Annotated in this window: 12 protein-coding genes; 11 read left to right on the top strand and 1 reads right to left on the bottom strand. The window is 43.9% G+C overall.

Annotation, left to right across the window (positions count from 1 at the left end; genetic code table 11):
* Positions 1–62 precede the first annotated feature (62 nt).
* From hrcA to thiI, 10 genes are all read left to right on the top strand, one after another.
* Positions 63–1094, top strand: a complete 1032-nt coding sequence (gene hrcA, locus G610_RS0110930) for a heat-inducible transcriptional repressor HrcA (RefSeq protein WP_026524826.1) — start codon at positions 63–65, stop codon at positions 1092–1094.
* A gap of 32 nt (positions 1095–1126) precedes the next feature.
* On the top strand, positions 1127–1789 hold the full coding sequence (gene grpE / locus G610_RS0110925) for a nucleotide exchange factor GrpE (RefSeq protein ID WP_026524825.1): 663 nt from the start codon (positions 1127–1129) through the stop codon (positions 1787–1789).
* 70 nt (positions 1790–1859) lie between these two features.
* On the top strand, positions 1860–3740 hold the full coding sequence (gene dnaK, locus G610_RS0110920) for a molecular chaperone DnaK (RefSeq protein ID WP_026524824.1): 1881 nt from the start codon (positions 1860–1862) through the stop codon (positions 3738–3740).
* Positions 3741–3909: 169 nt separating this feature from the next.
* A complete protein-coding gene (gene dnaJ, locus G610_RS0110915) occupies positions 3910–5091 on the top strand; it encodes a molecular chaperone DnaJ (protein ID WP_026524823.1) in 1182 nt (393 codons plus the stop codon).
* Positions 5092–5328: 237 nt separating this feature from the next.
* The gene (locus G610_RS23070; protein ID WP_155831009.1) at positions 5329–6981 is read left to right on the top strand and encodes a PD40 domain-containing protein; all 1653 of its coding nucleotides are present in this window, start codon (positions 5329–5331) and stop codon (positions 6979–6981) included.
* A gap of 98 nt (positions 6982–7079) precedes the next feature.
* The gene (locus tag G610_RS20590; RefSeq protein ID WP_207637773.1) at positions 7080–8252 is read left to right on the top strand and encodes a Gfo/Idh/MocA family protein; all 1173 of its coding nucleotides are present in this window, start codon (positions 7080–7082) and stop codon (positions 8250–8252) included.
* 249 nt (positions 8253–8501) lie between these two features.
* Positions 8502–9560, top strand: a complete 1059-nt coding sequence (gene prmA, locus G610_RS0110900) for a 50S ribosomal protein L11 methyltransferase (RefSeq protein ID WP_026524821.1) — start codon at positions 8502–8504, stop codon at positions 9558–9560.
* A 15-nt stretch (positions 9561–9575) separates the two neighbouring features.
* Positions 9576–10358 (top strand): RsmE family RNA methyltransferase, encoded by a 783-nt coding sequence (locus G610_RS0110895; protein ID WP_026524820.1) that lies wholly within the window; start codon positions 9576–9578, stop codon positions 10356–10358.
* A gap of 41 nt (positions 10359–10399) precedes the next feature.
* The gene (locus G610_RS0110890; RefSeq protein WP_026524819.1) at positions 10400–11608 is read left to right on the top strand and encodes a cysteine desulfurase family protein; all 1209 of its coding nucleotides are present in this window, start codon (positions 10400–10402) and stop codon (positions 11606–11608) included.
* A 93-nt stretch (positions 11609–11701) separates the two neighbouring features.
* Positions 11702–12904: a tRNA uracil 4-sulfurtransferase ThiI gene (gene thiI, locus G610_RS0110885; protein WP_026524818.1), complete on the top strand. Its 1203-nt coding sequence runs from the start codon at positions 11702–11704 to the stop codon at positions 12902–12904.
* A 73-nt stretch (positions 12905–12977) separates the two neighbouring features.
* On the opposite strand, the gene G610_RS0110880 is transcribed toward thiI, so the two are convergent.
* A complete protein-coding gene (locus G610_RS0110880; protein WP_026496052.1) occupies positions 12978–13208 on the bottom strand; it encodes an HPr family phosphocarrier protein in 231 nt (76 codons plus the stop codon).
* Positions 13209–13297: 89 nt separating this feature from the next.
* Here G610_RS0110880 and mtaB point away from each other — a divergent pair, with 89 nt between their 5' ends.
* The gene (gene mtaB / locus G610_RS0110875; RefSeq protein WP_026524817.1) at positions 13298–14638 is read left to right on the top strand and encodes a tRNA (N(6)-L-threonylcarbamoyladenosine(37)-C(2))-methylthiotransferase MtaB; all 1341 of its coding nucleotides are present in this window, start codon (positions 13298–13300) and stop codon (positions 14636–14638) included.
* The last annotated feature ends 52 nt before the right edge of the window (positions 14639–14690 follow it).

Below are 14690 nucleotides of genomic sequence, written 5' to 3'. Positions count from 1 at the left end.
GTTACAGAAGATGTTAGCACTCGATTCGAATGAGTGCTAACACCTAGAAAAGGGGTGAGAGCATGCAATTAGATGAAAGAAAAAAGAAAATACTTCATGCAGTTGTACGCAATTACCTTGAAACAGGTGAGCCTGTAGGCAGCAGGACCATTTCTAAGTACACAGATCTGAACCTGAGCTCAGCCACTATCAGAAATGAGATGGCAGATCTAGAGGAGATGGGACTTATCATACAGCCCCACACATCCGCAGGACGTATTCCTTCAGATCAGGGTTATCGCGTGTACGTAGATGAGATGCTTGCCGAGAAGGAAGAGAAGCTTGAGAACATGAAGGAGATGCTTCTTGATAAAGAAGAGAAGCTTGAGAAGCTCCTTAAGCAGGTGGCTAAGACACTGGCTGTTGATACCAACTATGCATCGATGATCTCAGCTCCCATGATCAAGAGGAATAAGCTGAAATTCGCACAGCTTTCCAGAGTTGACGAGGAACACCTTCTTACCACTATCGTAATAGAGGGAAATGTCATCAAGAATCGTATGGTGGACATAGAACAGGAGCTTTCAGAGGCTGATCTTTTGAAGCTTAATATCCTGCTTAACACCAGACTTGCGGGACTTTCCGTGGAGGATATCAATCTTGGTCTTATAGCTGCCATGAAGCAGGAGGCCGGAATCCACGGCGATATCATTGGTAAGATAATAGATGCAGCCGCAGAGGCCATCACAGAGGATGAAGACCTTCAGATTTATACAAGCGGCGCCAACAATATTTTCAGATATCCCGAGCTTGCTGATAAAGAGAGAGCAAGCGACCTCATTACTACATTCGAAGAGAAGAGCGATCTTACAAGTCTCGTAGAGAACACACTGCAGAGCAGTACAGAAGAGACAGGCATTCAGGTTTACATTGGTAATGAGTCACCAGTTCAGTCCATGAAGGACTGCAGCGTAGTTACAGCTACCTACGATTTAGGTGAGGGAATGCGAGGAACCGTCGGAATCATCGGTCCCAAGCGAATGGATTATGACAAAGTTGTCGGAGCACTTAAGAATATGATGAGAGCTCTGGATGATTTATATAAGAAAGAATAGTACAGGTAACAAATTAAGAAGGAGTATCGGTTTTGAGTAAGGAAGTAAAAAAGGAAACAGCTGAAAAGACTTCTAAGACTGCGAAGGAGCTTCAGCAGGAAGTAGCTGAGAAGGCTAAGCAGGTAGCTGATGCAGCTAACAAGGTTGCGGAGGCAGCTGAGGCAGAGAGCGCAGAGGCAGAAGCAGACAATACAGAAGAAGCAGCAGAAGGTGCTGAGGGCGAGAAGAAGAGCCTCTTTGGTAAGAAGGAGAAGAAGAACCCCTTCAAGGAGAAATTCGAAGAAATGCAGGATAAGTACATGCGCCAGCTTGCAGAGTTCGAGAATTTCCGTAAGAGAACAGATAAAGAGAAGGCGCAGATGTTTGACCAGGGAGCATCCAATGTACTTGAGAAGATACTTCCTGTTATAGATAACTTCGAAAGAGGACTTGCTGCAGTCCCTGAAGAAGAAAAGGGTTCCGCTTTTGCAGACGGAATGAACATGATATACAAGCAGCTCATGAAGCAGATCGAGGATCTTGGTGTAACACCTATCGAGGCTGTAGGAAAGGAATTTGATCCTAATTTCCACAACGCAGTAATGCAGGTTGACAGCGAAGAGGTTGAGGAAGGATTCGTAGCACAGGAGCTTCAGAAGGGTTATATGTACCACGACACAGTGCTTAGACACAGCATGGTTGCCGTTGCTAAATAAATGTTGAAGGATTTTTAATCCTAATCAAAGAGTAAATTATTTTTTTCTATTTTTCATGGAGGTAATTAAGATGAGTAAGATCATAGGTATCGATTTAGGAACAACTAACAGCTGCGTAGCTGTTATGGAAGGTGGTAAGCCCACCGTTATCGCAAACGCAGAGGGTGCAAGAACAACACCTTCAATCGTAGCTTTCACAAAGAATGGCGAGCGTCTCGTAGGTGAGCCCGCTAAGCGTCAGGCAGTTACAAATGCTGAGAACACAATCGCTTCTATCAAGAGAGATATGGGTACAGACAATGGTCGTACAATCGATGGTAAGAAGTATTCACCTCAGCAGATTTCAGCTATGATTCTTCAGAAGCTGAAGGCAGACGCAGAACAGTATCTCGGCGAAACAGTATCAGAAGCAGTAATCACAGTTCCTGCTTATTTCAATGACGCACAGCGTCAGGCAACCAAGGATGCAGGTAAGATTGCAGGCCTTGAAGTAAAGCGTATCATCAACGAGCCTACAGCAGCAGCTCTTGCTTACGGTCTTGATAACGAAAAAGAGCAGAAGATCATGGTTTATGACCTTGGTGGTGGTACATTCGATGTATCAATCATTGAGATCGGTGATGGTGTCATCGAAGTTCTTTCAACAAACGGTGATACACACCTTGGTGGTGATGACTTCGACCAGAAGATCATCGACTGGATGGTTTCAGAGTTCAAGGCTAAAGAGGGCGTAGATCTCTCTGGCGATAAGATGGCTATGCAGAGACTTAAGGAAGCAGCTGAGAAGGCAAAGAAGGAGCTTTCTTCTTCAACAACAACCAACATCAACCTTCCTTTCATCACAGCTACAGCAGAAGGCCCTAAGCACTTTGATATGGACCTTACAAGAGCTAAGTTCGAGGAGCTTATCCACGACCTCGTAGAGAGAAGTGCTATTCCTGTACAGAACGCTATGAAGGATGCAGGTCTTAACTACTCAGACCTCGGCAAGGTTCTCCTTGTTGGTGGTTCAACACGTGTTCCTTGCGTAGTAGAGAAGGTTAAGCAGCTCACAGGTCATGAGCCTTCAAAGAACCTCAACCCCGATGAGTGCGTAGCTATCGGTGCAGGTATCCAGGGTGGTAAGCTTGCAGGTGATGAGGGTGCAGGCGATATCCTTCTTCTTGACGTAACACCTCTTTCACTTTCAATCGAGACAATGGGTGGTGTTGCTACAAGACTTATCGAGCGTAACACAACTATTCCTACAAAGAAGAGTCAGGTATTCTCAACAGCAGCTGATAACCAGACAGCCGTTGACATCAACGTTCTTCAGGGTGAGAGACAGTTCGCTAAAGACAACAAGTCACTTGGACAGTTCCGTCTTGATGGAATCCCTCCGGCAATGAGAGGTGTTCCTCAGATCGAGGTTACATTCGATATCGATGCAAACGGTATTGTTAACGTATCTGCTAAGGATCTTGGAACAGGTAAGGAGCAGCACATCACAATCACAGCCGGTTCTAACATGTCTGATGAGGACATCGATAAGGCTATCAAGGAAGCTGCTGAGTACGAGGCACAGGATAAGAAGCGTAAGGAAGGCATCGATGCCAGAAACGACGCTGACTCATTCGTATTCCAGACAGAGAAGGCTCTTAACGAGGTTGGTGACAAGATCGACGCTTCTCAGAAGCAGACTGTAGAGGATGATCTTAAGGCTCTTAAGGATACTCTTGAGCAGACTAAGGATCGCGAGCTTACAGACAGTGAGATCGATACATTGAAGAGCCAGAAAGAGAAGCTCATGACAGATGCTCAGGCACTCTTTGCTAAGGTTTATGAGAATGCACAGGGAGCAGCAGGTGCTGCAGGTGCAGGCCCTGACATGTCAGGCATGGGCGGTGCAGCTCAGAGCACAGACAATGGCAGTGCTGATGACGTAGTTGACGGTGACTACAGAGAAGTATAATCACTTAGCTACCATTTAATAAAAGTTTAATAATATATAGATTGCTAATGCCCAATACATAATGTACTATGGATTGGGCTTTTAGTAATCACATGGCTTGGCTCATTCAAGACCGGTAAATTACCGGATAATTCCAGGCATAACTTTATTATAGATTTAGGAGAGACACATGGCAGAACAGAAACGCGATTATTACGAGGTCCTTGGCGTAAGCAAGGGTGCAAGTGATGATGAGATTAAAAAAGCATACCGCGTACTTGCAAAGAAGTATCACCCTGATATGAATCCAGGTGATGCTACAGCTGCTGATAAGTTCAAGGAAGCATCCGAGGCTTATGCGGTTCTTAGTGATCCTGAGAAGAGACGTCAGTATGATCAGTTCGGTCATGCGGCATTTGAAGGCGGAGCCGGTGGATATGGCGGATTCGACTTTGGCGGCGCAGACTTTGGCGATATCTTTGGTGACATCTTTGGTGATTTCTTCGGCGGTGGCAGAAGAAGCCAGGGTGCAAGAAGTGGTCCTGCCAAGGGTGCTAATATCAGAGCCAGCGTTCGCATTACTTTTGAAGAGGCAGTATTTGGCTGTGAGAAGGAGCTTGATCTTAGACTCAAGGATCCCTGCCCTACATGTAAAGGAACAGGCGCTAAGCCCGGCACAACAGCACAGATGTGTCCTAAGTGCGGCGGTAAGGGCCAGGTTGTATTTACACAGCAGTCCTTCTTTGGCACAGTAAGGAATGTTCAGACATGTCCTGACTGCGGCGGAAGCGGTAAGGTTATTAAAGATAAGTGTTCAGATTGCGGTGGAACAGGTTATGTTTCAAGCAACAAGAGAATACAGGTTACAATTCCTGCAGGTATAGATAACGGACAGAGCGTTCGTATCCGTGAAAAGGGTGAGCCCGGAAGAAACGGAGGACCCAGAGGAGATCTGCTTGTTGAGGTTATTGTTGCAGATCATCCTATTTTCCAGAGACAGGATTATGATATTTATTCAACAGTTCCTATGTCTTATGCAATTGCAGCTCTTGGCGGAACAGTAGCTATTGATACTGTTGATGGCAAGGTGCTCTATGATGTTAAGGCAGGAACTCAGACAGATACCCGTGTAAGACTTCGCGGCAAGGGTGTTCCTACCCTCAGAAACAAGGACATCCGTGGTGACCACTATGTTACTCTGGTTGTTCAGGTTCCTGACAAGCTTTCTAAGGAAGCAAAGGAACTTCTTAAGCAGTTCGATGAGAAGACAGGAGACAGTCTTCATGCAGCCGATACCATCTCAGGAGCTTCCGATGGTGATAACGATAACGGCGGCAAGAAAAAGGGTGGATTCTTCGGTAAGAAGAAATAATTCCCCTTTGCTTATATGACTAATTATCTGCCCATCTGCGGTTAAGGCCTCAGATGGGTATTTTTATGGAAAACTCCACAGGGCGTTCTAAATGTCTTAGTAAGCGACAGTAAAAATTAGTTGTGCTAAAATTATTAGAGGTAAATTTTTTAATAATTTATCTGTCAGGTGTCAAATAAATGGACATATTATATTTCTTTCGAATACTGTTGTCTTTTTTTCTGATTGGAGGTCAGCATGAGATTTTCCGCTATGTTATTTGGGGTATTCAGTAAAAAGGGATGCAGTGAGGATACTGTACAACAGATATCCGGTGCCGGTTTCAAATTGGCAGAGCCCTGTGTTTCTGTTGAGGCTATTGAGGGATTTGATAATGTGATCATTCCCATGGAGAGATATGGTGAGCTGTCGGCACTTTTTGATAAGTATGGCATAGGCGTTTATTCATGCCATCTTTTTTCATCAGACATCATGGCCGACATGGATAAGATAGTCTCCTTTGGTAAAAAATACGGAATAAAGCAGTATGTTGTAAAGAGCCCGAAGGAGCTTACTAAAGAGGCCTTACAGGCTGCTGCTTTTGAATACAGAGCTCTGGCAGAGAGGCTTGAGGAGATAGGGTGCGAGCTTCTTATACATAACGAAGATGATGACATAAAAACAAAGATAAATGGCTTAAGTGCCTATGAGTATTTGCTTGAGATATGCCTTGGTAAAGTTTATGCCCAGGTGGATGCAGGCTGGGCGATGCATGCAGGTGAGAATCCCGTTTCTCTTCTTTGGAGGAATAAGGAACTTGTAAAGTCGGTACACTATAAGGATTTTAAGAAGGATAGTGCCGGCGGTCTTAAGGAAGTAAGGATTGGCAACGGCGAGCTTGATATAGTTTCCGTTTTCCAGTTTGCAAGGGCTAATGGACTTATTCAGATTGCCGATCAGGACAGCTCTGACGGGGATATCATGGATGACCTTAAGCATTTTAGAGAGAGCTTTTCATATCTGTCCCAGTGCAGGGATGATTCTGTGAGCTACCTAAATATCCTTGATACTGTGACAGGAAAAGTTAAGGTGCTGCATAAATTCGATAAGGTGATAGAAGCGCCTAACTGGGTTAAAAGCACAGACACTCTGATTTTTAATTCTGAAGGAAAAATATGGAGCTACAAAATTGATTCCGGGGAGACTAAAGAGATTCCAAGCGGAGAGTGCGATAACTGTAATAATGACCATGTGCTGTCTCCCGATGAAAAATATATTGCGGTAAGCCACGGGGCAAAGGGAGAGGGCTTTACATCCAGGATATATATCCTTCCTATTGAGGGAGGCGAGCCAAGACTCATAACTCCAAATACTCCCAGCTTTTTGCATGGATGGAGTCCTGATGGAAAAGAGCTTGCCTACTGTGCATTCAGAATGCAGGAAGATGGCATACAGGTTGATATTCATACAATTGAGATACCTGAAGAGGGAGATGATGCTCCTGCGGAAAAGAGAATTACCATGGGCGGCTTTAATGATGGTCCTGAGTATTCTCCCGATGGAAAGCATATTTGGATGAACTCCACAAGGTCAGGGCTTATGCAGGTTTGGAGAATGAACCGGGATGGAAGCGACCTGACTCAGATGACGGATAATGAGAGAAATAACTGGTTCCCTCATGTGTCCCCGGATGGAGAGAGGGTAATTTACCTTTCCTACGCAAAGGATGAGCTTGATCCTAATGAGCATCTTCCAAACATGAACGTGGAGCTCTGGCTCATGGACTATGATGGGAATAATAAGAAGAAACTGCTGTCATTCTTTGGAGGACAGGGGTCAATAAATGTTAATTCCTGGTCAGAGGATAGCAGATATGTTGCTTTTGTAAGTTATGAGCTGATGCATCAGTGATTTGTGATAGGCGGAGCTTGGTGCTATTATTGAAAACCATGGCAGAACTTTAAATGATAAGGCAGAACTTTAGCTGATAAGGGGGAAGCATGAGCGAAATGAGAAAATTGAAAACAGCAGTTGTGGGATGCGGAATGATAAGCGATATCTATATCAGGAACCTGGCACAGCTTTTTAGTGTCACGGATCTTGTGGCAATCGCGAACAGAACTTTGGACAAGGCCAAAGAGAAGGCAGCGTTTTTCGGAGTTCCAAAAGCCATGACCATAGATGAAGTGGCTGATGATCCCGAGATAGAGCTTGTAGTTGTGCTTACTCCTGCTCCTGCCCACTATGATATAATCAAAAAGATGCTCCTTAAGGGGAAGCATGTTTATACAGAGAAAATGTTCACCACAGATGTGGATCAGGCAAGGGAACTGGTAGAGCTGGCAGAGCAGAAGAATCTTCTCATCGGCGTAGCTCCTGATACTATTCTTGGAGCAGGGACCCAGACTGCAAGGCTTGCACTTGAGAGAGGGATGATAGGCGACGTAACAGGCGGCGTTGTTTCCATTAACAGGAATCAGAATCTTAACTCTGAGCTCTTTAGATTTTTACAGGAAGATGGCGGAGCACTTCCGTACGATGTAGGCATCTATTATGTGGCGACCCTCGTAACTCTTCTTGGACCTGTTAAGGAGATAAGGGCATTTACAAGTCCTGCACCGGTTCACGAGAGGGAATTTCTTTTTACAGATGAAAAGAAGGATAGTTGGCAGATTCCCGGCAGCAATGTGGTGTCTGCGGCTCTTAAATTCGAAAGCGGAGCCCTGGTAAGTCTCCATGTAAATGGAAATACCATAAACAATGAGCAGAATCTGATAATGCTCTTTGGCACGAATGGCATAATGAAGGTGGGGAATCCCGATACCTTTAACGGCACGACAGAGATCCTGCTGGCAGAGAACGACTGGGTAACACTTCCCTTTACCCATGGATATAATGGCAAAAACAAAGTTTCAGAGCCAATGCCCTTTGACCACTACGGAAGCAGAGGCGTCGGCGTAGCAGAGCTTGCCTACTCAATTCTCGCAGGCAGAAGTAACAGATGCAGCAAAGAGTACGGCCTCCACTGCATGGAAGTCCTAAAGGGCATCGATATAGCAGCAGAAACCGGCACCACCTACGAGGTAGAATCAACCTTTGAAATGACCACCTTAACCCCCGGATACTATTCCACAGTATTTGGCGGTTTCGGCAGAGGCGACGCCGAACGCTCTTTGGTTTAATTTATTTAGATTACCAAAAAATTCACCTTACGAGAGCATTGCTGCCTCTATATAATCGAGTAACAAACAATTTATATTATATATTTATCACATACCAGCCTTGGAACATGAATGTTTCACGAAGCTGCGTTTGAGCGCGTCGGTACTTAGGTGCCATATTATGGCGCCTTAGTACCGCTACGCGCGAGATCGAGCGAGAGCGTCAGCTGAGAGGAATATTCATGTGTTAAAGGCGGACGGGAGAAAACTATGAAATGGATGAGGTTTAGAATAAGGACTAATGAGGAGTCGGAGGATATCATTGTTAGCAGCATGATGGATATCGGTCTTGAGGGTGCCCAGATTGAAGATAATGCGCCACTTACTGCTGCGGATAAAGAGCAGATGTTTACTGATGATCTCCAGGATGCTGATGATGAAGAGACCGGAGTTGACAGCAGTGCTGTTGTAGCTCCCGGTGAAGACGGCGTTGCCTACCTCAACTTCTTTGTGGAAGTAAGCGATGAGAATATCCTCACACTTCATGAGTATGATGAAAAAGGAAATGAGGTTGAAGTTTTCAGAACCCCGGATGAAATGAAAGCCAACATCAAGGAAGTTCTTGATGAGCTAAGAGAGTTCTCCGACATAGGAGATGGCACAATATCTGTTGATATAACAGAGGATGTGGACTGGATAAATAATTGGAAGCAGTATTTCCATAAGTTTTTTGTGGATGATGTTCTTGTAATTCCTTCCTGGGAGGAGCCCAGCGAGAAGGATAAGGAAAAAGCCAATATCACCCTTCATATCGATCCCGGTACTGCTTTTGGAACCGGTATGCACGAGACCACACAGCTTTGCATAAGAGCACTTAGAAAATATGTTAAGGGCGGCGAAGAGATTCTTGATATAGGAACAGGAAGCGGAGTGCTTTCAATTCTGGCTCTTAAGTTCGGCGCAGGACATGCTGTGGGAACAGACCTTGACCCCTGCTCTGAGCCTGCGGTTGCAGATAATAAGAAGCAGAATGATATAGAGGATAAGAATTTTGACCTGATTATAGGCAATATCATAGACGATAAGAAGGTTCAGGACGAAGTTGGCTATAGTAAGTATGACATCGTTGTTGCCAATATTCTGCCCTATGTACTGGTTCCTCTTACTCCTATTGTTCCGGGACTCCTTAAGGATGGCGGAATTTACATCACTTCAGGAATTATCGAGGCAAAAGAGGAGGTTATTGTGAAGGCTCACAAGGACGCAGGCCTTGAGATACTTGAAGTGACAAGACAGGGAGAATGGGTATCAGTAATCTCCAAAAAGTAATGGAAGGAAATAGAAATGTACCATTTTTTTGCTGACAGTGCTCAGTTTATAGATGATGGAAAGAAAATAATCATAGATGGTGATGATTTCAATCACATGGTGAACGTCCTTAGAATGAAGGTGGGCGAAGAGTTTTCCGTAAGCATCAGGGATGAAGATGGAATTCCCGGAGCTGATGATGAGTTTTCAGGAAGAAAAGAATATAGATTTGGAATAGAATCCGTCGAGGATTCACAGCTTATAGGCGAGCTGCGTTTCGTAAAAGAAAACGGCGCAGAGCTTCCTTCAAAGATCTATCTTTTCCAGGGGCTTCCCAAGGGAGATAAGATGGAGCTTATCATTCAGAAGGCAGTTGAGCTTGGAGCTTATCAGATAATCCCTGTTTCCATGAAAAGATGTGTTGTGAAGCTTGATGAAAAAAGAGCAGCATCTAAGGTAAAAAGATGGAACGCCATTTCAGAGGCTGCGGCAAAGCAGAGTAAGCGCGGAGTTATTCCGGAGGTTACGATGCCGATGTCATATAAGGAAGCCGTAAAATACGCAGAGCAGCTTGATGTAAAGCTTTTACCCTATGAGATGGCTGAGGGTATGGATTATACCAGGAAGGTCATTGAGAGTATTAAGCCCGGGGAGAGTGTTGGAATATTTGTGGGCCCTGAGGGCGGCTTTGCGGATGAAGAGGTGGTCTTTGCCGGTGAAAACGGATTTAAGACAATCACTATGGGTAAGCGAATCCTCAGAACTGAAACTGCGGGCTTTACAATGCTGGCGTGGTTAATGTATACTTTTGAAGTTTGAATTGTAATTGATTGCCAACCGGCATTAGTAAGGAAACGGTAATGGAAATTTATTTAGATAATTCCGCAACCACCAGGGTTTATGGAGAAGTAGCCGAACTTGTTGTTAAGACAATGACAGAGGATTACGGTAATCCATCAAGCATGCATCACATGGGTGTTGTGGCAGAGAATTATACAAAGCAGGCAGCTGAGCAGATTGCAAAGACTCTTAAAGTAAATGCCAGGGATATTCTTTTTACATCCGGCGGAACAGAGTCAGATAATACCGCGATAATCGGCGGCGCCATGGCAAAGCACAGACTTGGCAAGCACCTTATAACAACAGCGGTTGAACATCCTGCGGTTTTAAATACAATGAAATATCTTGAGGAACAGGGCTTTGAAGTTACTTACCTCGGTGTTGGAGAAGACGGCAGAATTGACCTTGCAGAGCTTGAAAGTGCCATCAGAGAAGATACCATCCTTGTGTCCATAATGGCAGTTAATAACGAAATTGGTGCAAGACAGCCCATTGAAGAGGCTGCCCAGATAATCCACAAGAAAAATCCGGATATTCTTTTCCATGTGGACGCAGTTCAGGGCTATGGTAAGTACCGTTTTAACCTTAAACAGGCCGGAATCGATATGATGTCTGTCAGCGGACACAAGATTCACGGACCTAAGGGCGTAGGCTTTTTGTATATAAGATCAGGAGTAAGACTCGTTCCCATTAGCTACGGCGGAGGGCAGCAGGCAGGACTTCGTTCAGGCACGCTGAATGTCCCCGGAATAGCAGGACTTGGCCTTGCGTCAGAGATGATATACAAGGATTTTGATGAAAAGTCAGAGAAACTTTATTCTCTTAAGAAGAGACTGATTAAGGGACTTACAGAAAAGCTTCCGGATATCAGAATAAACGGACTTTTTGCTGAAGATAAGAATTTTTCAGAACTTTTTGATGAAGAGCTTGATGCTGCAATAAAGCAGACCGCTCCTCATATAGTAAGTGTATCTGTTAAGGGCGTAAGGGCTGAGGTTCTGCTTCATGCTCTGGAGGATAAGGAGATTTATGTATCTGCAGGAAGTGCATGTTCATCAAATCATCCAAGCGTATCTGCTACACTGAAGGCAGTAAGTCTCCCCAAGGAACTTCTCGACAGCACAGTAAGACTTAGTATGTCCGAGTTTACAACGCAGCAGGAGATTGATGATACTATAGAAGCTTTTGCTCAGATTGTTCCTATGCTGAGACAGTTCGCAAGAAGATGAGTTTAGAAACTTACAGGTTAACGTTAGTAGTTTTAATGTATTCCTGAGAACACAGGACTGCATTGTGGTATGTATTTTAGGAAGGAAGAAATTATGCAGTACCATGCATTTGTAATTAAGTATGCAGAGATAGGTATCAAGGGTAAGAACAGATATCTCTTCGAGGAAGCTCTTGTTAAGCAGATGGAGAGAGTCCTTGAAAAATGTGAGGGCGATTTTAGTATATTCAGAGTTTCAGGAAGAATATATTTAAATGCATCAGGCTTTGATTTTGATGAGACCGTGTCAGCTCTTCAGACAGTATTTGGAATAACAGGTATCTGCCCCGCAGTTTGCATTGAGAGAGACGGAGATAACAAGCTTCCTGATATAAACGGCCTTTCACAGGAGGTCATCAAATTCATAGATGGCGTTTATCCTGACAAGAACAAGACCTTCAAGATAAAGTGCAGACGTGTTGATAAGACATATCCCCTTGATTCAATGGAGGCAGCAGCTGAGATCGGTGCTCAGGTTCTCGATGCTTATCCTGAGATGAGGGTTGATGTCAGAAATCCTGATATCCTTATAAGTGTTGAGATTCGTGAGAAGGTAAATATCTTTTCAGAGATCATCCCCGGTCCCGGCGGAATGCCCATCGGTACCAGCGGAAAAGCTATGCTCCTTCTTTCAGGCGGAATCGATTCTCCTGTTGCAGGCTATATGATAGCTAAAAGAGGTGTTGAGATTGAAGCAGTATATTTCAATGCTCCGCCCTATACAAGTGAGAGAGCAAAGCAGAAGGTTGTTGACCTTGCGAAGGTAATTGCAAAATACACAGGTAAGGTAAGACTTCACGTAATCAACTTTACTGATATTCAGATGTATATCTATAAAGAGTGTCCTCATGATGAGCTTACTATCATCATGCGCAGATATATGATGAGAATTGCAGACATGATCGCTGCTCAGAATAAGTGCATCGGACTTATTACAGGGGAGAGCATCGGCCAGGTAGCATCTCAGACCATGGAGTCACTTATGGCCACCAACGAGGTTGTCCAGGATATGCCGGTATATCGCCCTGTCATCGCCTTCGACAAGCAGGACATCGTAGACATCTCCCTTAAGATCGGTGCATATGAGACATCAATCCTTCCTTACGAGGACTGCTGCACAATATTCGTGGCAAAGCACCCTGTAACCAAGCCTCGTCTTGAAGTTATCAGAGCACATGAAAAACGTCTTGTTGAAAAGATAGATGAATTAGTTCAGACAGCTCTTGATACAGATGAGATCATAGAGTTAGAAGTTTAAAACATTACACTAAAAAAACCTGTGACGTAAGTCACAGGTTTCAGTAGTTTTCTAAATAATTGATCTGATTAGATCAGATCATGTACGGCTTTAAGATTGCCAGTACTTCATCGGCGCCATCTTCAGCATGGATGTTAAGGTCGATCGGCTTTGAAAGATCGAGTGAGAAAATACCCATGATGGATTTTGCGTCAATTACGTATCTACCGGATACAAGGTCAAAATCATAATCAAACTTTGTAATATCATTTACAAAAGACTTAACCTTATCGATAGAGTTTAAAGAAATTTTTACGGTTTTCATTGCGCAAATACCTCCTTCTTTTCCTTAATAGTAAACGGAAGGACGTTAAAAGTCAATGATAGAAACGTCAAAAATAATGGAGGTTCAATATGAAAAGTGTCGCACTGCATAGCCTCGGATGCAAAGTAAATAGGTACGAGACCGATGTGATGGGACAAAAGTTACAAGAAAACGGATATAAGATTGTAGCATTTGATGAACTGGCCGATATTTATATTATAAATACCTGTTCCGTAACCCAGATAGCAGATCATAAAAGCAGACAGATGCTTCATAAGGCTAAAAGAAAGAATCCGGGCAGTGTGGTTGTTGCCTGCGGATGCTACGTGGAAACCGACAAGGATAGGATAAAAGAGGATGAATCCATCGATATCATTGTCGGAAATAACAAGAAGGCTGATATTGTAAGTGTTCTTGATGAATATTTTAAAGAGAAGGAAGAAGCTGCGGCAAGTGAGCTCCCCGGAAGAATTTGCATGACAGATATCAACGATCCTTCTCAGAGATATGAGAATATGGAGCTTACAAGGATGCCCGGACACACAAGGGCTTACATCAAAATCCAGGACGGCTGCAATCAGTTCTGCTCTTATTGCATAATCCCTTATGCAAGAGGAAGGATCCGTAGCAGACAGGAAGCGGATATTCTCAATGAGGTTGAGCTTCTTGCTAAGGATGGCTGTAAAGAAATTGTTCTTACAGGTATCCATATCAGTTCCTATGGTCTTGACAGGGGGGAGAGCGAGCTTTTACAGCTACTTACAAAGCTTAATGATATAGAAGGAATTGAGAGAATTCGATTAAGCTCTCTTGAACCAAGGATCATCACTCAGGAGTCTGCACAGAAAATGGCTTCATTGTCCAAGGTTTGTCCTCATTTCCACTTATCACTCCAGAGCGGAAGTAACGATACCTTAAAGAGGATGAACAGACATTATTCTGCGGAGGAATACGCAGAAGGTGTAAGACAGCTAAGGCTTGCCTACGATAAGCCTGCCATAACAACAGATGTAATCGTTGGTTTCCCGGGAGAAACCAAGGAGACCTTTGAAGAGAGTAGAGCATTTGTGGAGAATATCAATTTCTATGAGATGCATGTTTTCAAGTATTCAGCAAGAAAAGGCACTGTTGCAGCAAAGATGGAGGATCAGCTTACAGACAGAGAAAAAACTGAGAGAAGTAACGTTCTTTTGACCATGACAAAGGAGCAGTCAAAGAGCTATCGTCAGAACTTCATCGGTATGATAGAGAAGATCCTTTGGGAAGACATTGAAGAGATAAAAGGCCGTAAATACCTTATCGGCTTTACTTCAAGATATGTACGCGTTGCCATACCTGAGCAGGTGGCAGCAGATAAAAATATTAAGAGCGGAGATATCACAGAGGGAACGATAAAAGAATTCCTTTCTGACGATACATTGCTTATTTAATATTTATGGGTTAATATTAACTTAACTATGTAATATGCGATAAGTGTTTTTG

Origin of the sequence: Butyrivibrio sp. MB2005 (assembly GCF_000424285.1) — a bacterium.
Classification (GTDB): Bacteria; Bacillota; Clostridia; order Lachnospirales; family Lachnospiraceae; genus Butyrivibrio.
Note: the sequence above shows the minus strand (reverse complement) of the source record. Positions and strands in the feature narration are given on the sequence as shown.

Bases quoted from the DNA above. Each gene is read 5' to 3' on its own strand.
- hrcA (WP_026524826.1), top strand. From the start codon at position 63: ATGCAATTAGATGAAAGAAAAAAGAAAATACTTCATGCAGTTGTACGC.
- dnaK (WP_026524824.1), top strand. From the start codon at position 1,860: ATGAGTAAGATCATAGGTATCGATTTAGGAACAACTAACAGCTGCGTA.
- dnaJ (WP_026524823.1), top strand. From the start codon at position 3,910: ATGGCAGAACAGAAACGCGATTATTACGAGGTCCTTGGCGTAAGCAAG.
- G610_RS23070 (WP_155831009.1), top strand. From the start codon at position 5,329: ATGAGATTTTCCGCTATGTTATTTGGGGTATTCAGTAAAAAGGGATGC.
- G610_RS20590 (WP_207637773.1), top strand. From the start codon at position 7,080: ATGAGAAAATTGAAAACAGCAGTTGTGGGATGCGGAATGATAAGCGAT.
- prmA (WP_026524821.1), top strand. From the start codon at position 8,502: ATGAAATGGATGAGGTTTAGAATAAGGACTAATGAGGAGTCGGAGGAT.
- G610_RS0110895 (WP_026524820.1), top strand. From the start codon at position 9,576: ATGTACCATTTTTTTGCTGACAGTGCTCAGTTTATAGATGATGGAAAG.
- G610_RS0110890 (WP_026524819.1), top strand. From the start codon at position 10,400: ATGGAAATTTATTTAGATAATTCCGCAACCACCAGGGTTTATGGAGAA.
- thiI (WP_026524818.1), top strand. From the start codon at position 11,702: ATGCAGTACCATGCATTTGTAATTAAGTATGCAGAGATAGGTATCAAG.
- G610_RS0110880 (WP_026496052.1), bottom strand. From the start codon at position 13,208: ATGAAAACCGTAAAAATTTCTTTAAACTCTATCGATAAGGTTAAGTCT.
- mtaB (WP_026524817.1), top strand. From the start codon at position 13,298: ATGAAAAGTGTCGCACTGCATAGCCTCGGATGCAAAGTAAATAGGTAC.